Origin of the sequence: Streptomyces barkulensis (assembly GCF_002843305.1) — a bacterium.
GTDB classification, from domain to species: Bacteria; Actinomycetota; Actinomycetes; order Streptomycetales; family Streptomycetaceae; genus Streptomyces; species Streptomyces barkulensis.
Window position 1 is genome coordinate 1 of record NZ_PGSG01000030.1, and the last position, 24,586, is coordinate 24,586.

At 73.5% G+C, this 24,586-nt stretch carries 20 protein-coding genes and 1 pseudogene; 13 read left to right on the forward strand and 8 right to left on the reverse strand.

All coding sequences use genetic code 11. From position 1 onward, the window contains the following. Positions 1-28: 28 nt before the first annotated feature. Positions 29-445, reverse strand: coding sequence for an IS200/IS605 family transposase (gene tnpA / locus CUT83_RS07495; RefSeq protein WP_093850225.1), 417 nt, complete (start codon positions 443-445; stop codon positions 29-31). A gap of 25 nt (positions 446-470) precedes the next feature. On the opposite strand from tnpA, the gene CUT83_RS07500 reads away from it, so the two are divergent. Further along, entirely contained in the window at positions 471-1,679 is a 1,209-nt protein-coding gene (locus CUT83_RS07500) for an RNA-guided endonuclease InsQ/TnpB family protein (protein ID WP_101255106.1), read from the forward strand. Between the two features lie 37 nt (positions 1,680-1,716). Then, positions 1,717-1,947: pseudogene (locus CUT83_RS07505) on the forward strand (MazG-like family protein); the annotation flags it as partial. Positions 1,948-2,180: 233 nt separating this feature from the next. Here CUT83_RS07505 and CUT83_RS07510 read toward each other — a convergent pair. Then, positions 2,181-3,791 carry an acyl-CoA mutase large subunit family protein gene (locus CUT83_RS07510; RefSeq protein ID WP_101255108.1) on the reverse strand — a complete coding sequence of 537 codons (1,611 nt, stop codon included), beginning with the start codon at positions 3,789-3,791 and terminating at the stop codon, positions 2,181-2,183. A gap of 250 nt (positions 3,792-4,041) precedes the next feature. Between CUT83_RS07510 and CUT83_RS07515 the strand changes: the two genes are divergently transcribed. Then, positions 4,042-4,980, forward strand: coding sequence for a L,D-transpeptidase family protein (locus CUT83_RS07515; protein ID WP_101255109.1), 939 nt, complete (start codon positions 4,042-4,044; stop codon positions 4,978-4,980). Positions 4,981-5,241: 261 nt separating this feature from the next. Here the strand turns inward: CUT83_RS07515 and CUT83_RS07520 are convergent, their stop codons facing one another. Then, positions 5,242-6,429, reverse strand: a complete 1,188-nt coding sequence (locus CUT83_RS07520; RefSeq protein ID WP_101255110.1) for a hypothetical protein — start codon at positions 6,427-6,429, stop codon at positions 5,242-5,244. Next, a complete protein-coding gene (locus CUT83_RS07525; protein ID WP_093851108.1) occupies positions 6,426-7,070 on the reverse strand; it encodes an RNA polymerase sigma factor in 645 nt (214 codons plus the stop codon). Before CUT83_RS07525 ends, CUT83_RS07520 begins: the two co-directional genes overlap by 4 nt. Positions 7,071-7,614: 544 nt before the next feature. Here CUT83_RS07525 and CUT83_RS07530 point away from each other — a divergent pair. The 5 genes from CUT83_RS07530 to CUT83_RS07550 all read left to right on the forward strand — a co-directional run bounded on the left by CUT83_RS07530 (position 7,615) and on the right by CUT83_RS07550 (position 16,243). Next, entirely contained in the window at positions 7,615-10,362 is a 2,748-nt protein-coding gene (locus CUT83_RS07530; protein ID WP_240957993.1) for an FG-GAP-like repeat-containing protein, read from the forward strand. A 242-nt stretch (positions 10,363-10,604) separates the two neighbouring features. Beyond that, on the forward strand, positions 10,605-11,234 hold the full coding sequence (locus CUT83_RS07535) for an RNA polymerase sigma factor (protein ID WP_101255112.1): 630 nt from the start codon (positions 10,605-10,607) through the stop codon (positions 11,232-11,234). Positions 11,235-11,269: 35 nt separating this feature from the next. Then, positions 11,270-12,448: a hypothetical protein gene (locus CUT83_RS07540; RefSeq protein WP_143688507.1), complete on the forward strand. Its 1,179-nt coding sequence runs from the start codon at positions 11,270-11,272 to the stop codon at positions 12,446-12,448. Between the two features lie 52 nt (positions 12,449-12,500). Continuing rightward, positions 12,501-15,326: an alpha/beta fold hydrolase gene (locus CUT83_RS07545; RefSeq protein ID WP_101255114.1), complete on the forward strand. Its 2,826-nt coding sequence runs from the start codon at positions 12,501-12,503 to the stop codon at positions 15,324-15,326. Then, complete coding sequence (locus CUT83_RS07550; protein ID WP_101255115.1) at positions 15,323-16,243, forward strand: ABC transporter permease; 921 nt, start codon at positions 15,323-15,325, stop codon at positions 16,241-16,243. The genes CUT83_RS07545 and CUT83_RS07550 overlap by 4 nt, the downstream gene beginning before the upstream one ends. A 59-nt stretch (positions 16,244-16,302) precedes the next feature. On the opposite strand, the gene CUT83_RS07555 is transcribed toward CUT83_RS07550, so the two are convergent. After that, entirely contained in the window at positions 16,303-17,931 is a 1,629-nt protein-coding gene (locus tag CUT83_RS07555; RefSeq protein WP_101255116.1) for a beta-N-acetylhexosaminidase, read from the reverse strand. A 224-nt stretch (positions 17,932-18,155) separates the two neighbouring features. Here CUT83_RS07555 and CUT83_RS07560 point away from each other — a divergent pair, with 224 nt between their 5' ends. The 5 genes from CUT83_RS07560 to CUT83_RS07580 all read left to right on the forward strand — a co-directional run bounded on the left by CUT83_RS07560 (position 18,156) and on the right by CUT83_RS07580 (position 22,305). Continuing rightward, complete coding sequence (locus CUT83_RS07560; RefSeq protein ID WP_101255117.1) at positions 18,156-18,800, forward strand: 2-oxo-4-hydroxy-4-carboxy-5-ureidoimidazoline decarboxylase; 645 nt, start codon at positions 18,156-18,158, stop codon at positions 18,798-18,800. A gap of 136 nt (positions 18,801-18,936) precedes the next feature. Further along, entirely contained in the window at positions 18,937-19,317 is a 381-nt protein-coding gene (gene sdhC, locus CUT83_RS07565; RefSeq protein ID WP_101255118.1) for a succinate dehydrogenase, cytochrome b556 subunit, read from the forward strand. Between the two features lie 4 nt (positions 19,318-19,321). Continuing rightward, entirely contained in the window at positions 19,322-19,756 is a 435-nt protein-coding gene (locus tag CUT83_RS07570; RefSeq protein WP_101255119.1) for a succinate dehydrogenase hydrophobic membrane anchor subunit, read from the forward strand. A gap of 24 nt (positions 19,757-19,780) precedes the next feature. After that, on the forward strand, positions 19,781-21,535 hold the full coding sequence (gene sdhA / locus CUT83_RS07575) for a succinate dehydrogenase flavoprotein subunit (protein ID WP_101255120.1): 1,755 nt from the start codon (positions 19,781-19,783) through the stop codon (positions 21,533-21,535). Beyond that, a complete protein-coding gene (locus CUT83_RS07580) occupies positions 21,535-22,305 on the forward strand; it encodes a succinate dehydrogenase iron-sulfur subunit (protein WP_101255121.1) in 771 nt (256 codons plus the stop codon). The genes sdhA and CUT83_RS07580 overlap by 1 nt, the downstream gene beginning before the upstream one ends. A gap of 102 nt (positions 22,306-22,407) precedes the next feature. On the opposite strand, the gene CUT83_RS07585 is transcribed toward CUT83_RS07580, so the two are convergent. The 3 genes from CUT83_RS07585 to CUT83_RS07595 all read right to left on the reverse strand — a co-directional run bounded on the left by CUT83_RS07585 (position 22,408) and on the right by CUT83_RS07595 (position 24,574). After that, complete coding sequence (locus tag CUT83_RS07585; RefSeq protein WP_101255122.1) at positions 22,408-22,770, reverse strand: hypothetical protein; 363 nt, start codon at positions 22,768-22,770, stop codon at positions 22,408-22,410. Between the two features lie 82 nt (positions 22,771-22,852). Continuing rightward, complete coding sequence (locus CUT83_RS07590; RefSeq protein ID WP_101255123.1) at positions 22,853-24,256, reverse strand: metallophosphoesterase; 1,404 nt, start codon at positions 24,254-24,256, stop codon at positions 22,853-22,855. A gap of 69 nt (positions 24,257-24,325) precedes the next feature. Beyond that, positions 24,326-24,574, reverse strand: coding sequence for an SCO4848 family membrane protein (locus CUT83_RS07595; protein WP_101255124.1), 249 nt, complete (start codon positions 24,572-24,574; stop codon positions 24,326-24,328). Positions 24,575-24,586: the final 12 nt, after the last annotated feature.

Sequence of the window (24,586 nt, forward strand, 5' to 3'; positions counted from 1 at the left end):
GGATCTGCACTGTTCACCTCGGCCCGGGTCAGAGCGGCCGGTTCTGCTGCTCGATGTACTGCTTCACGATGCTGAGCGGCGCGCCGCCGACGGACCCGGCGAAGTACGAGCCGGACCACAGGCGCTGTGCCCGCCAGTAGTGGCGGACGAGGTCGGGGAACTCCTGGCGGAGCCTGCGGGAGGACACGCCTTTGAGGGAGTTCACCAGCCTGGACACGGCAACCTTCGGCGGGAAGTTCACGAGGAGATGGACGTGGTTGTTCTCGCCGTTGAACTCGACCAGCTCGGCCTCGAAGTCCTCGCACACGGCCCGCATGATCTCCTCGCACCGCGTCAAGTGCCGGTCAACGAAGACGGAGTGCCGGTACTTCGTCACGAAAACCAAGTGGACATGCATGCGGAAGACGCAGTGACGACCAGTACGAACGTTCTCATCGATACCCATAAACCAACTGTGTACCATGATCCGCATGCAGCTTCGGTACAGCTTCCGCTTGTACCCGAGCGTCGGTCAGCGCATGGCGTTGGCGAGGGCGTTCGGGTGTGCGCGGGTGGTCTACAACGACGCGCTTCGCGCTCGGGAGACCGCCCGCAGCGAGGGGCTGCCGTTCCCGAAGACCGGCGACCTGTCGAAGGCGCTGATCACCGAGGCGAAGAGCACCCCGGAGCGGGCGTGGCTCGGCGAGGTGTCGGCGGTCGTTCTCCAGCAGTCGCTGCGCGACCTGGAGGCCGCGTACCGGAACTTCTTCGACGGCCTGAAGGGCAAGCGCCCGCGCATGGGCGCGCCCCGGTACAAGTCGAAGAGGGACACCCGGCAGTCGGTCCGGTTCACGGCGAACGCCCGCTGGTCGATCACCCCGGGCGGCAGGCTGCGTCTGCCGAAGATCGGCGACGTCAAGGTGAAGTGGTCCCGCTCCCTGCCGTCGACGCCGTCCACGGTGACCGTGGTCAAGGACGCGGCAGGCCGGTACTTCGCGTCCTTCGTCGTGGAGACCGGCCCGGAGGAAGTCCTGCCCCAGGTCGCGCCCGAGGTGGGCATCGATCTCGGGCTCGGACACTTCGCGGTCCTCTCCGACGGGACGAAGATCGACAGCCCGCGCTTCCTGCGCCGGGCCGAAAAACGCCTGAAGAAGGCGCAGCGCTCCCTCTCCCGCAAGGAGAAGGGCAGCAAGAACCGGGACAAGGCCAGGATCCGCGTCGCACGGGCACACGCCCGTGTCGCGGACGCGCGCCGCGAGTTCCACCACCAGCTCTCCACACAGCTGATCCGCGACAACCAAGCGGTCGCCGTGGAGGACCTGGCGGTGAAGGGACTCGCGCGCACGCGCCTGGCCAAGTCCGTGCACGACGCCGGATGGTCGGCGTTCGTGAGCATGCTGGAGTACAAGGCCGCCCGGTACGGACGTACCTTCGTGAAGATCGGCCGGTTCGAGCCGACCTCCCGGGTGTGCTCCGTGTGCGGCGTCAAGGACGGCCCCAAGCCCCTCCACATCCGAGAGTGGACCTGCCAGGCGTGCGGGGCGGTCCTGGACCGGGACATCAACGCGGCGGTCAACGTCGCCAAGGCCGCCGGACTGGCGGCATCAGCCTGTGGAGCGCAGGTAAGACCGGGACTCGTCCCGGCACCGCGCGGCGAAGCAGGAACCCACTCGACACCGCAGCCACAGGCGGCGCGGTAGGCGGGAATCGCCGTCCTTCAGGGCGGCGAGGATGTCAATGCGCATCCTCAAGATCAGCGAGGAGGCCGGGGAGGTCGCCGAGGCCGTGCACGGAGCGATGGGCTCCAACCCCCGCAAGGGGCACAGCCACACCTGGGACGACGTGCGGAAGGAACTGTGCGACGTGGCCCTCACCGCGATGGTCGCGCTGCGCACCCTCACTCCGGACGCGCAGAAGGTCTTCCGCGAGAACCTGGAGCGCGTCGCCACACGGGATGCGCCCCGCTGACCAACGCTTGTACGGCCCGGCCACACCGTCGCGGGGGCCGGCAGCGGATCGTCCTCCCCGCCCCGCCGGGAATCCGCCCGCCGCAGGTCCCGCAGGAGCGAGACCCTTCACCAGTGGTCTTTCCCGCACGCAGCGCTGCCCGGACTTCCAAGCGTGAGGAACCGGCCGCCCCGCTGTCCCCCGAGAACACGGGACCAGCGGGGCGGGTGAACCGGCGAGGCCGGACGGCGGGCTCAGAAGGCGTCGGTGGGGACGTAGGCGCCCCACACCTCCCGCAGGGTGTTGCAGACCTCGCCGACGGTGGCGCGGGCCCGCAGCGCCTCCTTCATCGGGTAGAGCACGTTGTCGCTGCCCTCGGCGGCCTTGCGCAGCTCGGCCAGCGCCCCGTCCACGGCCGCCTGGTCGCGCTCGGCGCGCAGCCGCGCCAGCCGCTCGGCCTGCTGGGCCTCGATGGCCGGGTCCACCCGCAGCGGCTCGTACGGCTCCTCCTCGTCGAGCTGGAACCGGTTGACGCCGACGACGACCCGCTCGCCGGAGTCGGTCTCCTGGGCGATGGCGTACGCGCTGCGCTCGATCTCGCCCTTCTGGTAGCCGTGTTCGATGGCGTTGACCGCGCCGCCCAGCTCCTCGACCTTGCCCATCAGCTCCAACGCGGCGGCCTCGACCTCGTCGGTCATCGACTCCACCACGTACGACCCGGCGAAGGGGTCGACGGTGGCGGTCACGTCCGTCTCGTAGGCCAGCACCTGCTGGGTGCGCAGCGCCAGGCGGGCGGACTTGTCGGTGGGCAGCGCGATGGCCTCGTCGTAGGAGTTGGTGTGCAGCGACTGGGTGCCGCCCAGCACCGCGCCCAGGCCCTGGACGGCCACGCGCACCAGGTTCACCTCGGGCTGCTGCGCGGTGAGCTGCACGCCCGCGGTCTGGGTGTGGAAGCGCAGCATCATCGACTTGGGGTTCTTGGCCCCGAACTCCTCCTTCATCACCCGCGCCCAGATCCGGCGGGCGGCGCGGAACTTGGCCACCTCCTCCAGGATCGTGGTGCGCGCGACGAAGAAGAACGACAGCCTGGGGGCGAAGTCGTCCACGTCCATCCCGGCCGCCACGGCCGTGCGCACGTACTCGATGCCGTCGGCGAGGGTGAAGGCGATCTCCTGCGCGGGCGTCGCCCCGGCCTCGGCCATGTGGTAGCCGGAGATGGAGATGGTGTTCCAGCGCGGGATCTCGGCCCGGCAGTACTTGAAGATGTCCGCGATCAGCCGCAGCGAGGGCTTGGGCGGGAAGATGTAGGTGCCGCGGGCGATGTACTCCTTGAGCACGTCGTTCTGGATGGTGCCCGTCAGCTTCTGCGAGGGCACGCCCTGCTCCTCGGCCACCAGCTGGTAGAGCAGCAGCAGCACGGCGGCGGGGGCGTTGATGGTCATCGAGGTGGAGACCTCGCCCAGCGGGATGCCGCCGAACAGCACCCGCATGTCGTCGATCGAGTCGATCGCCACGCCGACCTTGCCGACCTCGCCGTGGGCGATGGGGGCGTCGGAGTCGTGGCCCATCTGGGTCGGCAGGTCGAAGGCGACCGACAGGCCCATGGTGCCGTTGGCGATCAGCTGCTTGTAGCGGGCGTTGGACTCCACCGCCGTGCCGAAGCCGGCGTACTGGCGCATCGTCCACGGCCGCCCGGTGTACATCGTCGGGTACACGCCCCGCGTGTACGGGTACGAACCGGGCTCGCCCAGCTTCGTCTCCGGGTCCCAGTCCCGGAGTGAGTCGGGTCCGTAGACCGGCTCGATCGGCAGTCCGCTCTCGCTGAGCCGGTCCTTGCCGGTCCCGCGGCCAGTCTCGCGTGCCATGTTCGGTGCCTCCCGCTTCGTCGCCCTGTCCGATACGGACTGTAGCGATCGGCGGGAGAGCGGTGGGAGAGCCACAGCCTGGGACCTTGCTCACAAACGAGCGGGGTGGTGCGCGGAAGGGCCCGCGCGGGTGCCGTGCGCGGAACCGCCGGGGGGTGGTCCGGCGTCCCCGGTTCGGGCAGTCTGGCTGCCGGGAATCCACACAGGTGGGGAAAACCGGTGAAGGCCCGGCTGATTGGAGGGGGTTTCGATGTCCTGGGGGGAGTCCGTGCGGCGCGGGCCGGCGGGCCGTGCCGCGCTCGCCGCGGCGGCCGCGGTGCTGCTGGGGACGGGGTGCACGGCACAGCAGACGGACACACAGGCGCGGTCGCCCGCGGCGGTCACGGCACCGCCGCCCGCACCGTCCGTGACGCGGAGCACACCCGCGCCCGACCCGACGCCGTCGGCGAGCGAGGAGGGGGAACGGCGCACCTCGGCGCCACCCAACACGCCGACGGCGTCCGCCTCGCGGCCCTCGGCGCCGCCCGATACGCCGTCGGCGTCCACCGCGCCGCCCGCGCCGGCGCCGATGATGCGGGAGGGCGCGCGGGGCGGGAAGGTCCGCGAACTCCAGGCGCGGCTGCGCCAGGCCGGACACTTCGACCTCAACCCGACCGGCTACTACGGCCCGGTCACCACCGCGTCCGTGTCCGCCTTCCAGAAGCGGCGGGGTCTGACGGCGGACGGCCGGGTCACCCGGGCCACCTGGAACGATCTGACGGCGCGGACGAGGACCCCCACCCGGGCGGAGCTGTACCCGCCCACCACCCGGCCGGTGTCCGACCCCGATCCCAGGTGCCTGACGGGCCGGGCGCTGTGCATCAGCAAGGAGAGCCGGACGCTGGCCTGGATGATCGACGGGAAGATCGTCTCCGCCATGGACGTGCGCTTCGGCTCGGAGCTCACCCCGACCCGCGAGGGCGAGTTCGGCGTCACCTTCAAGAGCCGGGACCACCACTCCACGCTCTACGACACCCCGATGCCGTACGCGATGTTCTTCAGCGGCGGCCAGGCGGTGCACTACTCCGCGGACTTCGCCGCCAACGGCTACAACGGAGCCTCGCACGGCTGTGTCAACGTACGGGACAGGAAGAAGGTCGCCGCGCTCTTCGAGCAGGTGAGGGTGGGCGAGAAGGTGATCGTCTACTGACGCCCCCGGCGCCCTCGGGAAGCGGGGCGCGGGCCGGTGTGAAGAGGCGCGGGCGGGGCCGGGGGAACGTGCCCCGCCCGCGCTACGCGCATCCCGCAGGTACGGGGGGAACCTTGGGTGGCGCGCTCGCCGATGACCAGTCGGCTTGTTCTGTACTGCGTCCGTGGGCCGGAAAGTGTCACACCCGCCGGGCGGCGGGCTCCGGTGAGGCCGGTCACACGGTCGCCGGTGCGCCTTGAGGGGGCACCGGCCCGGTGGGGTTCAGGAGGCGGGACCGGCCGTCGCGGCGCCCCCGGAGGAGGCCGGAGCGTCCGGGAGCCGTCCGGGGTAGGCGGGGTCGGCGGGGTCCGTGGGGTCGGCGGGAGCGTCGGGGGCCGCGGGGTCGGTCGTCCCGTTCTCGGCGGGGAAGGCGTCGCCGTCCTCCTCGCCGGGCAGCGTGTCGCCGCTCTCCTCGGGGATGGCGTCCCCGCCCTCGATGCCGTCCCCGCTGCCGCCCTGGCCGCCGTCCGTGGCGGGGCGCTCGGAGTCGCCCGTGCCGGAGGAACCACCGGAGGAACCGCCCGACCCGCCGGACGCCCCGCCCGAGGCGGACCCGTCACCCGTACCGCCGCCGGCCGCCGCACCGGACCGGCCGCAGTAGCCGTCCACCTTCTCCGGGCCTCCCGCGGCCCGCTCCAGTTCGGTGCGTTCGCGCCGGCCCAGCTCACCGCCCAGCAGCTTCTCGCACAGTTCCCGCAGACGCGCTTCCGCCTGGGGCTGCCCGGCGTCGGCGTCCTGGGCCCGGTCGCCCGCGCCGTCCGTCTCCGGGGCCGGCGAGCCGCTCTCCGCCGACCGCCCGCCGGGGCCGGTGCCGGCCGGATCGCCGTCGCCCGGGGCTCCCTGGCCGCCGCGCTCCTCGTCCCCTCCTCCGCCGTGCTCCCGTCCGCCGTCCCTCTCCGGCCGGCCGGAGAGGGAGCCGGCGGTGCCGGTCGGCGGCGGGAGGAGTCCGTCCGGTCCGGCGGACACGCTCGCCGACGGGACGGGCGAGCCGTTCCCTCCCCCGAACGGTGCGGGCAGCATTCCGCTGCCGGCCGCGATGGCGACCCCGCCGAGCACCCCGCCGAGCGCCAGCCCGGCGATGCCCACCCGCAGGGGGCGGCCCAGCGACCGCAGCCGGGTCCGGCGCCCGGCGGCACCGGACCCGGCTCCGGGCCGTGCGCGGGCTGCCCGGAAGGCCGCCAGCGCGGCGGCCTCCCCGGGCAGCTCACCGTCGTCACGCGCGCCGGAGGCGGCGGCGCGACCTGCTGTGGCGGCAGCGGTCGCGGGGACGGCGGCGAGTCTGTCGAGGGCCTCGGCCAGCGCCGACGCGCCCGGTTCGCCCGCGGACGGCGAGGGGTGGGCCGACCGTCCGCGCAGCAGACGCTCCGCGGTCTCCTCGTCCAGCCAGCTGTACCGGTCGTCGGCCCTCACGTTTCCCTCAGCGTCCGTCTGGCCTTTTCCGTCACACTCCGTGCGGTTCCGGCCCTGGGTGCGGGCACCCCGTCACCGGCCCCTTCCTCCCCCTCCAGCAGTTCCGCCAGCTTCCGCAGACCCCGGTGCGCGGCGGTGCGCACCGCGCCCGGCCTCTTGCCCAGCACCTGCGCGGCCCCCTTGGCGTCGAGGCCGACGACGACCCGGAGCACGACGGCCTCGGCCTGGTCGCGCGGCAGCCGGGAGATCAGGGCCATGGTGTGACCGGTGCCGATCGACTCCAGGGCCTCGTCGAAGGTGTCGGATCCGGCGGGCAGCACCGCCAGTTCGTTGTCGTCGTCGACCGGACTGGAGACGGGCCGCCGCCCCCGCGCCCGGATGTGGTCGAGCGCGCGGTTGCGGGCGATCCGCGCCGTCCAGCCGCGGAAGCGGTCGGCGTCCCCGTCGAACCGGTCGATGTCCCGGGCGATCTGCAGCCACGCCTCGGAGGCGACGTCCTCCGCGTCCGCGTCCGGGACCAGCGTCCGCACGTATCCCAGCAGGCGGGGATGCACGGCGCGGTAGACGGTACGGAAGGCGCATTCGTCCCCCTCCCGCGCCGCCCGCACCGCTGCGGTGAGTTCCGCGTCTTCCCCCTGCACGCCTTAGTCCTGCCCCACTTCGCGATGTAGCGCTCGCCCGCGCCCCTGGCCGGGCGCGGTCCCGCCGTGATGCTTCGATCTGCGTCGATGCGAAGCAGAACGCTACGACCTAGTGTGCGCTCCCGTCCATGCGGACGGGTCGGTAGTTACCGAGTTGAAGGCGGCGGGAAGGACGCGCGAACGGGCGGCGAAGGAGGGGCGGAGGGATTGTGGGCGGACGAGGAGAGCGGGGAGTAACAGTTTTCGGCCTTCCGGCGCTGAGGTGTGTGACGGACCTCGCTCGGCGCGGCGGTCCGTACTCGACGACGGCCGGGGTCTCTCCTGTGGGGGGTGGCGACCCCGGCCGTCTTCGCACCCCGGCCCGGTCACGGGCCCGTCCTGTAACGGTTGAGTACCCGCGTGTTTCCCGGAGTGACACCTCCTCTACGGTGAGCGCTTACCGAAGGGTCCCGTGACGGACGCGGGGCGAGCGAGTCTTTGGACGAACGATCCAGACGACAAGGGGCGGGACTTGAGTCCGCGAAGAACACGAGCGCGCAGAACATTGAGTCTGAAGAGGCGGACCTGGCTGACCCTGGGGGCCGTCGCGGTGGGCGGAGCCGGTGTGGTGACCGTCGCCGTGGCCAATCCGCCCGAGGACAGGGGCAACCCCGCGACCGCGTCGCCGGTCAAGGTGTACTCCGTGAGCCTGAAGACCAGGGGCGAGGGGCACAGCGGTGTGACCCGCCGCGACACCAAGCCGTTCAGCCTGCTGGGCATCTCCTGGCCCCGGGCGACCGCGGAGATCGGCGGCCGGGCCGAGGTGCGCACCCGCGACATCGAGACCGGCCGGTGGACGCCGTGGCAGGAACTGGACCTGGACATCCACGTCCCCGAGGGCGAGGAGGGCCGGGAGGCCACGGCCCGCGGCGCTACCGCGCCCCGCTGGGTCGGCCCCTCCGACGGCGTCGAGGCCCGGGTGGTCTCCGCCGACGGGCAGACCAGTGACGAGTTCCCCGCCGGGATGCGGCTGGACCTGGTCGACCCGGGCGTGACGCCGCGCGAGGCGAAGGAGGCGAACGCGGCCGACCTCGGCCCGGCGGCCTTCGAGACGGCCGTGGACACGGGCATACGGCCCGCCGCCTACGTCGCCGAGGACCCGGCGCCCACCGCCACCGCGAGCGACCCGGCCGGCGCCTCGGCCTCACCCGCCGAGCCGGAGCCCACGGGGGCGGAGTCCACCGCTCCGGGCACCACCGAGCCCACCGCCACCGAACCGGAGCCCACCGGGCCGGGCGCCTCCGAGAGCCCGACGGCCAGCCCGTCGCCGGAGCCGACCGTGCCGACCGCGCCCGAGTCCACGGTCACCCGGCCGCCGATCGTCTCGCGCGCCGCCTGGGGCGCCGACGAGTCCATGGTCGAGGAGCCGTCGGCGTACCTGGAGGACGGCATCCAGGCGGCCTTCGTCCACCACACGGCGCTCGAGGACATCAACTACACCTGCTCCGACTCGGCCGCGATCGTGCGCTCGCTGATGACGTTCCACGTCAAGAGCAACGGCTGGAACGACCTGGGCTACAACTTCCTGGTCGACAAGTGCGGCACGATCTTCGAGGGCCGGCACGGCGGCGCCGACCTGCCCGTGGTGGGCGCGCACACCTACGGCTTCAACAGCTACTCCACCGGCATCGCGGTGATCGGCAACTACGCCGCGGGCGACGTGCCCACCCCCGACGTGACCGGCGCCGTCGCCAGGATCGCCGCCTGGAAGCTCGGCCAGTACGGCGTGGACCCCACCGGCAGGGTGACTCTCACCGCCATGGGGAACACCGGCGTGTGGGAGGAGGGTGAGCAGGCCACCCTGCGCACCATCTCCGGCCACCGCGACGGCTACAACACCGTGTGTCCGGGCCAGACGCTGTACGAGGAGCTGCCGGAGATCCGGCGCTTCGCCGCGAGCCCGGCCGCGAGCTCCGCGACTCCCACCGCCGACTTCAACCGCGACGGCATGGGCGACATGGCCGTGGGCACCCCCCGCGCCGCCGTGGGCGGCGATGCCGAGGCCGGCACCGTCAGCGTGGCGCCCGGTGGTGTGGACGGCCCGGTGGCCGCCGCCAGGATCACCCTCTCCCAGTCCAGCCCGGGTGTCCCCGGCGCCTCCGAGACCGGTGACAACTGGGGCAAGGCGGTCGCGTACGGCGACGTCAACGGCGACGGGCACGCCGACCTGGCGATCGGCGCGCCCGGCGAGGACGACACGGCGGGCAACTCCGACTCCGGTGCGGTGACCGTCCTGTACGGTCCCGGCTTCACCGAGGCCAAGTGGCTGGATGTGGCCGAAGCGGACCGCACCGAGGGGGCCCGGTTCGGCTCGACCGTCGCCGTCGGCGACTTCGACAGCGACGGCACCGCCGACGTCTTCACCGCGTCCGCCGACGGCCCGGCCGGCTGGTGGGCGTTCGACGTCGCCGGCGGCACCGTGCGCAAGGGCGCTCTGAAGACCGGCACCACCGGCGCCATCGACTCCCTGGCCTCCACCACCGGCGACTTCAACCGCGACGGCTACGCGGATGTGGTACTCAACCACCGGGACTCCGGCGGCACCGGCCGGCTCACGCTCCTCAACGGGTCGGCCGACGGCCTGACCTACGTGGGCATGTCGTCCGTCAAGGGCGGCCGTTCGGTCGCCGCGGCCGACATCGACGGCGACGCGTACGCGGACCTGATCGTCGGCCAGCCGTACGCGGCCGAGTCCAACGGCTTCCGCGGCGGCCAGATCACCGTGCTGCCCGGTTCGCCGGACGGGCCGACCACCACCGGCCGGAAGGTGATCCACCAGGACACCCCCGGTGTTCCGGGAGGCGCCGAGGCCGGCGACGCCATGGGCTGGTCGGTCTCGGCGGGCGACGTCGACGGCGACGGGCACGCCGACGTCTTCGCCGGCCTGCCCTTCGAGGACCTCACCCGCGACGGCGCGAGCCGCAAGAACGCGGGCATGTCGATCCTGCTGTACGGCACCTCCTCGGGGCTGAGCACCTCCGGTGCCCTGAGCCTCCATCAGGACGCCTCCGGTGTCCGCGGGGTCTCCGAGACCGACGACCGGCTCGGTGCGGGCGTCCTGCTCGCCGACATGTCCGGCTGGGGGCGGGCGGACCTGGCCGTCGGCGCTCCGGGGGAGAACTCCTTCGACGGGACGATCCTCCAGTTCGACGCCGGCAGCCGGGGCGTCTCCACCTCGGGCGCCGTCTACTACAGCCGCTCCGACATGGGTACGCCCTCGGGCGCCTGGCTGGGCTATCCGCTGGCTCCCTGAGCGAACCGGCGGTGCGCCGCCGGTGAACGGCGGTCGCCGAACGGCCGCCGGGCGGCCGCCCGGCGGCCCCGGCAGAGACAGGGGGAGAGGGACCGGACGGGGGACTTCCGTCCGGTCCCTTCCGCCTTCCTCCGGACGGGGCGGGGGTGTTCGCCTTCGCCCCGCACCGGATCCGCACGGGCGCAGCCCGCGTGGAACCGCCGTGTCGACGCGCCGCGCGGGAGCGTGGAAGGATCCCGTCCGTGAGTGATGCGGCGGATGGCGGCGACCGGCTCCACCCTGAGCACCCCGGGGATCTGAACGCTGCGGTTCTCGGTGTGCGGCGGGGCGACGAGGCCGCCTTCCGCGCCGTCTACCGCCGCCTCAACCCCGAACTCCTGCGCTACGCGACCGTCATCGTCGGCCAGGACGCGGAGGACGTCGTGGCCGAGACGTGGTTACAGATAGCCCGGGACGTGCTGCGCTTCGAGGGGGACGGCGCGTCCTTCCGCCGCTTCGCCCTCGCCGTCACACGGAACCGGGCCCGGGACGTCCTGCGTCGCAGGAGGAGGCGGGTACAGGAGATCGCCGTACCGACCGACGAGCTGCCCGAGCCGCGCGCGTCCGGCGCCCCCGGCGGGGAGGCCGCCCCGGACACCGCGGAGGTGGCCGGGGCGGAGCTGTCGACACGTGAGATCGTCTCCCTCATCGGAACCCTGCCCGTTCCACAGGCCGAGGCGGTACTTCTGAGAGTGGTTCTGGACCTGGACACGAAGAGCACGGCCGAGATCCTCGGCAAGCGGCCGGGGGCGGTGGCGATGGCGCTGTCACGCGGTCTGAGGAAACTGGCCCGGATGGTGGAACGGCCCGAGGCAACGGCGGTACGGAGGTGAACGACCCGATGCGGGACGGGGAGGAAGGCGCCCGTGTGACCGAGGCCGCGCTGCGCCGTCTGATCGCGGAGGGCTCCCGGTCCGGCCCCGGCCCCCGGGGCTCCGGCGACCCGCCCTCGGACGACAGCCTGCGCGCCCTCGCGGCCGTGCTCGGCGCCGCGGTGCCGGCGGTGCCGCCGCCGGGATCCGGTGTGCTCAAGGGCGAGGAGGAGGCCCTGGCCGCCTTCCGGGCGGCCCGCGAGGAGCGGGCGGCCGCCGCCACCGGAGCGGCGGCCGGTCTGCGGGGCCGCCTGGCCCGGCTGACACGGCGTCTGGGCCGGACGCGCACGGGTGCGCTCGGCGTGGTCGCGGCCGCCGTCCTCGGCAGCGGGGTGGCGGTGGCCTCCGGCGGGGTCCCGTTCCTGCCCGGGGGCGGCCCCGGCGGCTCGCCCGGAGCCTCCCGGGCGCCGGACACCGCCTCCGCTCCTCCCGTCCCCGCGTCCCCCAAGGCCCCCACGACCGGGGAGGCCGACCCGGCCCGGCCGCACCATGACGGCTTCGGGCCCGGCGCCGTACCCCCCTCCAAGGCGTCGCCGCGGATCGTCGCGCTGTGCCGGGCCCAGCGGCAAAACCCCGGCGGTGGGATCGGCCCGGACAGCCCGGACGGTGCCGGACGGAAGTCACTGGCCGCCGCCGCGGGCGGACGCGACCGGGTCGACGCGTACTGCGCCGCGGTCCTGGAGGGCCCGGCGGCACGGCCCTCGCCCGCCGACGGCGGCCGGGGCGACGGCAACGGCGGCGGGAACGGGAACGGCGGCGGGAACCCGGACGGGAACGCCGCGACGCCGGACATCCCGAACCGGGCCACCGGCGACAGCGGCGGCAACGGCGGCAACGGCGAGACCGGCAACGGCCAGGAGAACGCCAACCCCCGGAACCCCGGCAGCGGCAACGGCGACACCGGCGGCAACCCGGGCAACCGGAACGCCGGCGGCGCCGACGGCCGGGGCGGCACCGGCCGGAGCGGCGAGCGCCCCGGCAACGGCCCCGGCAGCGGCGGGGGAAGCGGTGGCCGGGACTCCGGGAACCCCGGCAACGGCGACAGCGGCGGCACCGGCGGCCGGGGCGACGGAGCCGGGAACGGAGCCGGCGGTACCCGGGCCGAAGCCGCACAGGACCGCGGCACCCCCGCGGACCGCCCCGCGCCCGCCCCGCCGGGGGGCACCGTCCGCTGACCGCGCCCGGGGCGCTCCGTTCACCGGGCGGAGCACCCCGTAGGGTCGGGCCATGGATCTCCGACTGCCCAGGCCCCGCGGACGGCTGGTCGCGGCGGCCGCCGCCGTCGCCGTCCTCGTGGGGGGCGGTGTGTGGGCGGCCCTCCCGGACGACGCCCCCGCCGTACGCCACACCGAGTACAGGCTCACCCTGCCCGAATCGCCGGACGACGTCGGCGACGGTGGCGGCGGGAACGGCGGGGACGGCGGGGACACCGTCCGGATCGACACCTCCTACTTCACCGCCGGCGACCCCGGCACCCGCCGCCCCGCGGTCCTGCTGGGCCACGGCTTCGGCGGCAGCAAGGCCGATCTGCGCGGCCAGGCCGAGGAACTGGCCCGCTCCGGCTACGCGGTGCTGACCTGGTCGGCCCGCGGCTTCGGCGCCTCCACCGGCCGGATCGGGATGAACGACCCCGACCGCGAGGTCGCCGACGTCAGCGCCCTGATCGACTGGCTGGCGAAGCGGCCCGAGGTCCGTCTCGACGGCGAGGGCGATCCCCGGGTGGGCGTGGCGGGCGCCTCCTACGGCGGCGCGGTCTCGCTGCTGGCCGCCGGGTACGACGAGCGGGTCGACGCCGTCGCTCCGCGCATCACCTACTGGGACCTGTCACAGGCCCTCTTCCCGGACGGCGTCTTCAAGGAGCTGTGGACCGGGATCTTCTTCACCACCGGCTCCACCGTCGCGGGCGACGGCGCCCCCACCGCCGGCCCGGTCTCCGAGCGGGCGGGCTGCGGCCGGTTCACCACGGAGCTGTGCGAGATGTACGAGCGGGTCGCCGTCGCCGGGGAACCGGACCAGGAGGCGCGCGAGCTGCTGCGCGAGCGCAGTCCGGTGGCGGTCGCCGACCGGATCGACGTACCGGCGCTGATCGTCCAGGGCCGCTCCGACTCCCTCTTCCCACTCGGCCACGCCGACGCCATGGCGAAGGCGATCCGTTCCAACGGCGCGCCGGTGGCGGTGGAGTGGATCGCGGGCGGCCACGACGGCGGCCCGTCCGAGGACGAGCGGCTGGACGACCGCACCCGTGCCTGGTTCGACCGCCACCTCAAGGACGAGAAGGGGACGGACACCGGCCCGGCCTTCCGCGTCACCCGCACCGGCGGCATGGACACCACCGACGGCGAGACACGGCTGCGGGCCGCCACCGCCGAGCGCTACCCCGGTCTGGCCTCCGGCGGCCGGACCGTGGAGCTGCGGGGGCGCGGGCAGACCTTCGCCAACCCGGCCGGCGGCGGCCCGCCCGCCGTCTCCGCCGTCCCCGGTCTGAGCGCCGCGGGCGGGGGGCTGTCGGATCTGGGGATCGGCCTGTCGGTGGACTACCCCGGCCAGCACGCCCGCTTCGAGTCGGCGCCGCTTCCCGAGGCCGTCCAGGTCACCGGCGCGCCCTCGGTGCGGGTGGAGGTCACGTCCTCCTCCGGGGAGGCGGTGCTGTTCGCCAAGGTCTACGACGTGGGCCCCGACGGACGCCAGGTGCTGCCCTCCCAGCTCGTGGCGCCGCTGCGGGTCACCGGGGCCGGGGAGGGCCGGAGCGTGGAGGTGCGGCTGCCTGCGATCGACCACCGTTTCGAGGCCGGGCACCGTATGCGGGTGGTGTTCTCCGCCACCGATCTGGCCTACGCCTCGCCGGTCGAGCCCGCCGCCTACACCGTCTCCCTCGCGGAGGACGGGCTGAGCGTGCCGACCGCGCCCGGCCTGTCCGTCGAGGCGGCGGGCACCCCGTGGTGGGTGTGGGGCATGCCGGCGGCCGGCGCGGCCGCGGCGGCGGCGCTGCTGCTGACCGGACGCCGCCGCAGGACCGCGCCGGCCACGTCCGCCGCGCCGCCCGCGCCCGCTCCCTCCGCCGAGCCCGGCACACCCGGCGCCTCCGCCGAGCCCTCCGCCGAGCCCGCCGCCCCGCGGACGGGCCCCGCGCGCGAGGACGTCCCGCTGGAGATCACCGGCCTGTCCAAGCGGTACGCGGGCTCGGCCGACCGTTACGCGGTGCGCGATCTGTCCTTCCGGGTGGAGCGCGGCCAGGTGCTCGGCCTGCTCGGGCCCAACGGCGCGGGCAAGACCACCACCCTGCGGATGCTGATGGGCCTGATCACTCCCGACAGCGGTGAGATCAGGGTCTTCGGCCATGTGATCCGCCCGGGCGCGCCCGTGCTGTCGCGGGTCGGCGCGTTCGTCGAGGGCGCGGGCTTCCTGCCGCATCTGTCGGGCCGGGCCAATCTGGAGCTGTACTGGCGGGCCACCGGCCGCCCCGAGGGGGACGCGCACACCGAGGAGGCTCTGGAGATCGCCGGGCTCGGCGACGCCCTGGAGCGCGCGGTGCGCACCTACTCGCAGGGCATGCGGCAGCGGCTGGCGATCGCCCAGGCCATGCTGGGCCTGCCGGACCTGCTGATCCTGGACGAGCCGACCAACGGCCTGGACCCGCCGCAGATCCGGGAGATGCGGGACGTGATGATCCGCTACGCGGCGGCCGGCCGTACTGTGATCGTCTCCAGCCATCTGCTGGCCGAGGTCGAGCAGACCTGCACGCATCTGGTGGTCATGGACCGCGGCGAGCTGGTGCGGGCGGGCCCGGTGGAGGAGATCACCGGCTCCGGCGACACCGTGCTCGTCGGGGTGCGGGGCCCGGTGCCCCAGGCGCTGCCGGAGAAGGTGGCGGCCCTGCCCGGCGTGGGTTCGGCCGTCGCCGTCGACGAGGGGCTGCTGGTGCGGCTCGACGGCGCCACCACCACGCGGCTGCTGGCCGAGCTCCTGCGGCTGGATGTGCCGGTGGAGCGCGCCGGACCGCACCGCCGTCTGGAGGACGCCTTCCTCACCCTGATCGGAGGAGAGTCCCGATGACCGCCACCGCCCCCACTCCCCCTCCCGCGCCCGCGCCGAACTCGCCGGGGGCGGACCCGTCGGGCGCGGACCCGTCGGGCGCGGCGCCCGGCTACCGCCCGCGGCACACCCTGCCGCTGCGGGTGGAGGCGGTGCGCCAGCTGCGGCGCCGCCGCACCCTGGTGACCGGCCTGGTGCTGGCCGCGCTGCCGTTCGTGCTGATCGCGGCCTTCGCGATCGGCGGCGAGCCCGAGCGCGGCGGCCGCCGCATCAACCTGATGGACACCGCCACCGCCTCCGGGCTGAACTTCGCCGCCATGGCGCTGTTCGTCTCGGCCGGTTTCCTGCTGGTGGTGCCGGTGGCGCTGTTCTGCGGCGACACGGTGGCCTCCGAGGCGAGCTGGTCCTCGCTGCGCTATCTGCTGGCGGCCCCCGTGCCGCGCTCAAGGCTGCTGCTGAGCAAACTGGCGGTGGCGCTGGCGTTCAGCGCGGCGGCGATGGCGCTGCTGCCGCTGGTGGCACTGGCCGCGGGCTCGGTGGCGTACGGCTGGGGCCCGCTGGAGCTGCCCACCGGCGGCACGCTGCCGACGGACGAGGCGCTGGGCCGGCTGGCGCTGGCGGTGGCGTACGTCTTCGTCGGCCAGCTGGTGACGGCCGGGCTGGCGTTCTGGCTGTCCACGGTCACCGACGCGCCGCTGGGCGCGGTCGGCGGCGCGATCGGGCTGACGATCGTGGGCAACATCCTGGACGCGGTCACGGCGCTGGGCGACTGGCGGGAGCTGCTGCCCGCGCACTGGCAGTTCGCCTGGGCGGACGTCTTCCAGCCGGAGCTGGAGACGGGCGGGATGCTGCGGGGCGCCTCGGTGTCCGTGGCGTACGCGCTGGTGCTGTTCGCGCTGGCCTTCCGCCACTTCCGCACCAAGGACATCGTCTCGTAGGCCGCCTGGCCGGCCCGCCTGCCGAGCGGTACGGGCCCCTCTCCCCTCCCCCTCCCGCCCTACGTCACCCGGTCCGCCAGGGCCCGGAAGTCCTCCCACTCCAGGGCGGGCGGGGAGGGGTCCCACAGCTTCTGCGCCACGGCCCGCAGCGGCATGCGCACTCCCCGGGCGACCTCGGCCGTCGTCTGCGCGCCCGACAGGTCGCACCAGACGGCCAGCCGTCCGCCCACCACCCGGTCCGGCCCGGTCAGCTCCTCCGGCTCGGGCTCGGTGCCGCGCAGTACCGCCGGGGTCCACTCCTCGTAGATCCGCTCCCCGGTCGGATAGGTGAACTCGTTGGGCTCGCCGAGGACGTAGTAGAGGTACTCGTCGTTGAGGTTGACCACCTCCCAGCCCTCGCGCAGGTACTCCCCGGGCGGCCGGGCGCCGATCTCCTTGCCCGTCCAGTAGGCGACCTGCCTGGGGCGGCTCGGTTCGACGACCCCGCCGGCGTGCTGCCCGTCGTTCCACACCTGCGGTGTGAAGCCCGCCTTCCGCACGGTCTCGGCGCGGTCGTTGAGCCAGGCCGCCGCCAGGTCCCGCACCCGGGCCCGGGAGCCGTGCTCCCGGCGGGCGGTCTCGGCCAGCTCCGGGTAGGCGGCCTCGGGGTCGGAGCGCATCAGCGCCCGGTACTCGTCGCCGCCCAGGTGCCAGTAGGGGCCGGGGCCCGTCTGGTCGCGGAAGAGGGGGGCGTACTCGCGCAGCAGGTCGTCCACCAGGCGTGCCGAGCGCGGGTCGGAGATGTCGATCGCGCCGGGGGCCGGGTCGCCGTCGGCGTCGCGGAGCCGGAGTTCGGGGTGGGCGTCGAGCACCGCGCCGAGGTGGCCGGGCGAGTCGATCTCGGGGATGACGGTGATGTGCCGGGAGTTGGCCAGCTCGATGATCCGGCGCAGTTCGTCCTTGGTGAGGTGGGGGTCGGAGACGACCTCGGGGTGGGAGTCGCTCTCCACCCGGAAGGCCTGGTCGTCGGAGAGGTGGAGCTGGAGCTGGTTGAGCTTGAGGTCGCCCATCTCGCGGATGCGGTCCTCGATCCACCGGGCGCCGAAGTGCTTGCGGGCGATGTCGAGCATGAAGCCGCGCTGCGGACGGTCGGGCCAGTCGCGGACGGTGCCGCGGGGGATCGAGCCGCCGCCGCGGAGGGCCTGCAGGAGGGTGCGGGTGCCGTGGAAGACGCCGGCGTCGGTGCGGCCGGTGACGGTGACCCGGCCGGTGTCGGCCCTCAGCACATAGCCCTCGCGGCCTCCGTACCCCTTGTCGGAATCGGCGGAGTCCAGTCTCAGCTCGATGTCGCCGGGCCCGGCCGGTCCGCCGGAGTGCTCCACGTCCAGTTCCCCGGCGAGCAGCTCGGCCTCGTCGGCGAGCGGTCCGCCGGGGTCGGCCACGACGCGGGTGCCGGGGGCGGGCTGCCAGCCGATGCCGGGCTCGGGCTCCCACCGGCGTACGGCGGGGACGGTGGCGGGGGCGGCGGGCAGGGTGACGGCCGGTACGCCGGGGGTCCTCCGGGCGCCCTCGCCCGACTCTCCGCCGCCGTCCCCCGCGCCGTCCGGCAGCACGAGGAGGGTGACGGCCGTGACGGCGGCGGCCGCCCCGGCCACGACCGCGACGGCGGCGGTCCTCCTGCGGGGATTGCGTCTGCGCCTGCGTCCCATGAGGTGACCGTATTGCCCCTTTCCAGTCCTCGTCCGTCAACCATGCGCCCGGAACTCGTCTCGTCCGGGTGAAAGGAATCTTCCCGCCGACCGACTCCTCCCACTTATCGTTACCGTGACGTCATCCTCCGTCACACGATCACCCCGGCCGGTCCGGCCGGCCCCGTCACTCGCACTCCCGTGTCCCGCGACGTCCCTGACGTCTCCCCGCGCCCGAGGAGCCCATGCGCCTGCCCCCTCAGCGAAGCGAGGCAACGCCGCTCCACCGCCTCAACAACGCCTCCCCCACCGACCTCCGAGGCGCCCTGCTCGCCTGCTGCGGCAGCCGGCGGTGGGCGGAGAGCATCGCCGCCCACCGCCCCTACCCGGACATCGAGGCGCTGGTCGCCGCCGCCGACGAGGCCAGCTACGACCTCACCGACGAGGATCTGGCCGAGGCCCTGACCGGGGAGTCCGCCGCCGGAGCCGGGCCGGGCGGCCCGCTGTACGGCGGGCGGCACATCGTCATCACCGGTCCCGGCACGCTCGCCGCGCACACCGCCCTGCGCGCCGCCCACGCCGCCTACGAGAGCCGCTTCGGCCACGCCTTCGTGCTGTGCGTGGACGGGGTGCGCGAGGAGGAGGCGCTCGGCCACGTCCTCGCCGCGATCCGCACCCGGCTGGGCAACGAGCCCGAACAGGAGCGCGCCGTGGCCGCCGAGGAACTGCGCCGCATCGCGCGCGGCCGGCTGCTGCGGCTGGCCCGGGAAGGGACGCTCCCGGGCCCGCCCCGGCGGCCGCCCCGCCCCGCCGGGACGGGCGCCTCCGTACCGGCTCCGGCCGGTACCACGTCCCCCGGCCGGGCTCCTAGCCCGTCCGTGCCTGATTGATCACATCTGACCCCCCGGAGGAACCACACCGGCAGTACGTCGTTACCATGGCCATCGGCCGGTGGACCGTACCCGGCCGGGCCAGACCGACACCGAAGCCGGCCGGCCCCGTAAACCGCTCCCGGAGGGTATTTCCGTGCCGGCTGGAACGCTGTACCGCGGCCGGGAAGGCATGTGGTCCTGGGTGGCTCACCGAGTCACCGGCGTCCTCATCTTCTTCTTCCTGTTCGTGCACGTCCTGGACACGTCGCTCGTCCGCGTCTCCCCGGAGGCCTACGACGAAACCGTGGCGGTCTACAAGACGCCCATCGTCGCGCTGCTGGAGTACGGCCTCGTGGCCGCCATCCTCTTCCACGCGCTCAACGGCCTTCGGGTCGTCGCCGTCGACTTCTGGTCGAAGGGCACCAAGTACCAGCGCCAGATGCTGTGGACCGTCATGGGCATCTGGATCGTGCTGATGATCGGGGCGCTGTACCCGGTCCTCGGGCACGCCGTGAGCGAGCTGTTCGGGAGCTGACGACATGGCCTACGACGTAGACAACCCCGCCCCCGTCATCGAGCCGCCCCGCGCCCGCACCGGCCGGACGGCCAAGAAGTTCACGCCCGGCAACTTCGAGATGCACGCCTGGCTGTTCATGCGGCTGTCCGGCATCGTGCTGGTCGTGCTGGTGGTCGGCCACCTGCTGATCCAGCTCGTCCTGGACGGCGGCGTCAGCAAGATCAACTTCGCCTTCGTGGCCGGTCGCTGGGCCTCGCCCTTCTGGATGACCTGGGACCTGCTGATGCTGTGGCTGGCGATGCTCCACGGCGCCAACGGTCTGCGGACCGTCATCAACGACTACGCCGAGCGTGACGGCACCCGCTTCTGGCTGAAGATGCTGCTGTACACCGCCACGGTGTTCACCGTCCTGCTGGGCACGCTGGTGATCTTCACCTTCGACCCGAACATCCGCTAGAGCCGGGGCTGAGGCGCTTTCATCATGAAGACCCACAAGTACGACACCGTCATCGTCGGCGCCGGCGGCGCCGGGATGCGCGCCGCCATCGAGGCGACCAAGCGCAGCCGCACCGCGGTGCTGACCAAGCTCTACCCCACCCGCTCCCACACCGGCGCGGCCCAGGGCGGCATGGCCGCGGCCCTCGCCAACGTCGAGGAGGACAACTGGGAGTGGCACACCTTCGACACGGTCAAGGGCGGTGACTACCTGGTCGACCAGGACGCCGCCGAGATCCTGGCGAAGGAGGCCATCGACGCCGTCCTCGACCTGGAGAAGATGGGCCTGCCGTTCAACCGGACCCCGGACGGCACCATCGACCAGCGCCGCTTCGGCGGCCACTCCCGCAACCACGGTGAGGCACCGGTACGCCGGTCCTGCTACGCCGCGGACCGCACCGGCCACATGATCCTCCAGACGCTGTACCAGAACTGCGTCAAGGAGGGCGTGGAGTTCTACAACGAGTTCTACGTCCTGGACCTGCTGATGAGCGAGGTCGACGGGGTCAAGCGCACCGCCGGCGTCGTCGCCTACGAGCTGGCCACCGGCGAGATCCACGTCTTCCAGGCCAAGGCCGTCGTCTTCGCCTCGGGCGGAAACGGCAAGTTCTTCAAGGTCTCCTCCAACGCGCACACCCTGACCGGCGACGGCCAGGCCGCCGCGTTCCGCCGGGGCCTGCCGCTGGAGGACATGGAGTTCTTCCAGTTCCACCCGACCGGCATCTGGCGCATGGGCATCCTGCTCACCGAGGGCGCCCGCGGCGAGGGCGGCATCCTGCGCAACAAGGACGGCGAGCGCTTCATGGAGAAGTACGCGCCCGTCATGAAGGACCTCGCCTCGCGCGACGTCGTCTCCCGCTCGATCTACACCGAGATCCGCGAGGGCCGCGGCTGCGGCCCCGAGGGCGACCACGTCTACCTCGACCTCACGCACCTGCCGCCGGAGCAGCTCGACGCCAAGCTGCCGGACATCACCGAGTTCGCGCGCACCTACCTGGGCATCGAGCCGTACACCGACCCGATCCCGATCCAGCCGACCGCGCACTACGCGATGGGCGGCATCCCGACCAACGTCCAGGGCGAGGTGCTGGCCGACAACACCACGGTGGTGCCGGGCCTGTACGCGGCCGGCGAGGTCGCCTGCGTGTCCGTGCACGGCGCCAACCGCCTGGGCACCAACTCGCTGCTGGACATCAACGTCTTCGGCCGCCGGGCGGGCATCGCCGCCGCCGAGTACGCCGCGACCGCCGACTACGTGGACCTGCCGGAGGACCCGGCCGCGTTCGTCCAGGGCCAGGTCGAGGCGCTGCGGTCCTCGGAGGGCAGCGAGCGGGTCACCGAGATCCGCAAGGCGCTCCAGGAGACCATGGACAAGAACGTCATGGTCTTCCGCACCGAGCAGACGCTCAAGGAGGCCGTCGAGGAGATCGCCTCCCTGCGCAAGCGGTACCGGAGCGTGTCGGTCCAGGACAAGGGCAAGCGGTTCAACACCGACCTGCTGGAGGCCATCGAGCTGGGCAACCTGCTCGACCTGGCCGAGGTGACGGCCGTCTCCGCGCTGGCCCGCAAGGAGTCCCGCGGCGGCCACTACCGCGAGGACTACCCCAACCGCGACGACGTCAACTTCATGCGCCACACCATGGCGTACCGCGAGGTGGGCGACGACGGCACCGAGTCGATCCGGCTGGACTACAAGCCGGTCGTGCAGACCCGCTACCAGCCGATGGAGCGTAAGTACTGATGGCCACTCCCGTCATGGAGAAGTCCCAGGCCGGTGCCGGCGGCACGGCCGGGGACTCCCCCTACATCACCGCGACCTTCCGGATCCGCCGATTCAACCCGGAGGTCTCCGACGAGGTCACCTGGCAGGACTTCGAGCTGGAGATCGACCCCAAGGAGCGCGTCCTGGACGCCCTCCACAAGATCAAGTGGGAGATCGACGGCACACTGACCTTCCGGCGCTCCTGCGCGCACGGCATCTGCGGCTCCGACGCGATGCGCATCAACGGCCGCAACCGGCTGGCGTGCAAGACGCTGATCAAGGACATCAACCCGGACAAGCCGATCACCGTCGAGCCGATAAAGGGGCTCACGGTCCTCAAGGACCTGGTGGTCGACATGGAGCCGTTCTTCCAGGCCTACCGGGACGTGATGCCCTTCCTGATCACCAAGGGCAACGAGCCGACCCGCGAGCGCCTGCAGTCCGCCGAGGACCGCGAGCGCTTCGACGACACCACCAAGTGCATCCTGTGCGCCGCGTGCACCTCCTCGTGCCCGGTGTTCTGGAACGACGGCCAGTACTTCGGCCCGGCGGCGATCGTCAACGCGCACCGCTTCATCTTCGACTCCCGCGACGAGGGCGGTGAGCAGCGTCTGGAGATCCTCAACGACCGCGAGGGCGTCTGGCGCTGCCGCACCACCTTCAACTGCACGGAGGCCTGCCCGCGCGGCATCGAGATCACCAAGGCCATCCAGGAGGTCAAGCGCGCGCTGATCACGCGCCGCTACTGACATCCCCCTCCGGTCCGCCCGCCACGGGCGGCCCGGGGCACGAAGGCGCCCGGCCGGGGAGACCCGGCCGGGCGCCTTCGCCGTGCGCACGGCCCCTGCCGGTCAGGCCGTGAAACGGCCGAGGACCAGCATCGTGACCAGCAGGGCCGCCAGCACTCCCAGGCCGGCGCAGGCCGCCCGGCCGTAGCTCCGGGACGCGAACACCCCGGCCACCGTCCCCAGGGTCACCAGCGGCACCGCGTACTGCGCGACGGCGATCAGGGCGGCGTCGAAGCGCAGGGGGCCGCGTACGCCGTCCTGGCAGGAGCCGCAGGCGATGGCGATCAGCGGCCCGATCACTCCCGTGAAGAAGCCCGCCACCAGCACCGTCACCGCGAGCCCGGCCGACGCGGCCCGGTCGGCCGCGGTGCGCCTGGGATGGCCGGGAGCCGGGGAGGGCGATGGGGAAACGGTGCCAGCGTTCATGCGGTGGACGCTAACGGCCCTCCCGGGGCACGGCATGCGTCCTCGTACTCAGAAAGGGGGCGGAGTTCCGGACCTGGGCGGCTCAGGCCTGCCTGGAGGCGAGTTCGACGACGGTGATGTCGGATTCGGCGCCCACCCGCACCGGCGGGCCCCAGGCGCCCGCGCCGCGGCTGACGTAGAGCTGGGTGTCTCCGTAGCGCTCCAGGCCGGCGAGGGTGGGGTTGGCCAGGCCGGCGAGGTGGTTGCCGGGCCACATCTGGCCGCCGTGGGTGTGACCGGAGAGCTGGAGGTCGACGCCGTGGTCCACCGCGTCGTGGATCAGGACCGGCTGGTGGGCCATGAGGACCACCGCGCGGGAGGCGTCGCGGTCGCCCAGCGCCCGTGCGAAGTCCGGGCCCTCGCCCTCGGCCTCGCCGGCGAGGTCGTTGACGCCGGCCAGGTCGAAGTGGCGCAGCTCGCGGCGGGCGTTCTCCAGCGGCTGAAGGCCCAGCTCACGGACGTGGTCGACCCATTCGCCCGCGTCGCCGAAGTACTCGTGGTTGCCGGTGACGAAGTACGAGCCGTCGCGCGAGCGGAGCCGCGACAGCGGCTCGGCGGCGCTGCCGAGCTCGGCGACGCTGCCGTCCACCAGGTCGCCGACGACGGCGACCATGTCGGCGTCGGCCCGGTTGATGGTGTCCACGATCCGCTGGGTGTGGGCGCGGCCCAGGACGGGGCCGAGGTGGATGTCGCTGACGACGGCGATGCGGTAGCCGTGGGCGGCGCGGGGCAGCTTGGCCAGGGGAACGGTGACGCGCTTGAGCTTCGGGCCGCGCATCACGCCGTAGGTGCCGTAGCCGACCGTCCCGGCCGCCGCGACGCCCGCGGCGGCGGCCACGGTGCGGGCCACGAACAGCCGGCGCGACGGACCGGCCGGCGGGCGCTCCCCCAGGCCGGTCCCGGCCACGGCCCCGGAGCGGGAGCCGGAGCCGGAGCCGGGGTCCGCGCCGTCGCGGTCCGCGACGGCCGTGCACACCGTCCCGGCCGGGGCGCCGCCGCCCGCGCCCTCCTCGGCGGACGCGGGCGCGGTGGCCAAGGAGGCGGTGGTAGCGGTGGCGGAGGCGGTGGTAGCGGAGGAGGAGGCGCCCTCCGCGACACCGCTCCCGCCGGCCGCCCGCCGCGCGTCCCGCCGCTCCAGCCATCGGCGCAGCAGTGGCCGCACGGCCTCACCGGCGAAGAGGGCCAGCGTCAGGTAGAGCACCATGGCGAGCCAGAGGAGGCCCGGCCAGGCGAGGATCTGCTTCAGCAGGAAGGGCACGTCCGCCCGTCCGGCGATCTGCGCCGCGACGGTGATCAGCGGCAGCAGGACGAGCAGGGGCGTGCCCACCCGTCTGTACCAGGTGCCGCGCGCCGCCACGTCACGCACCAGACGCCGCCACAGGTACCAGTGCACCGCCGCCAGGACGGCGATCACCAGCACCAGGACGCCCACGAACACCACGGCCATGCCCTGTTCCACTCCCCTGCCCGATTGTCTGTCCTCAGCCGAACGTACCGGCGGCCGTCATGCGTTCCTTCAGCCGTCGTGTGAGGCGCGCAGCGCCCGCAGACCGCGCAGCCCGATGATCCCTATGGCCGTGCCCAGCACCAGCGAGACCACGGCCAGCACCAGGTGGATCCAGAAGTACGTGGTCGGGTCACCGGCGTCGTCGAACGCCAGGCCGCCGCTGTCCTTCCACAGGTTCCTGGTGAAGTTGGTCCACACGAACCAGCTCCACGCTCCGAAGGCCAGCAGGAACCACGAGACGGGGCGAGAGAGTTTCACACCTACAAGTAT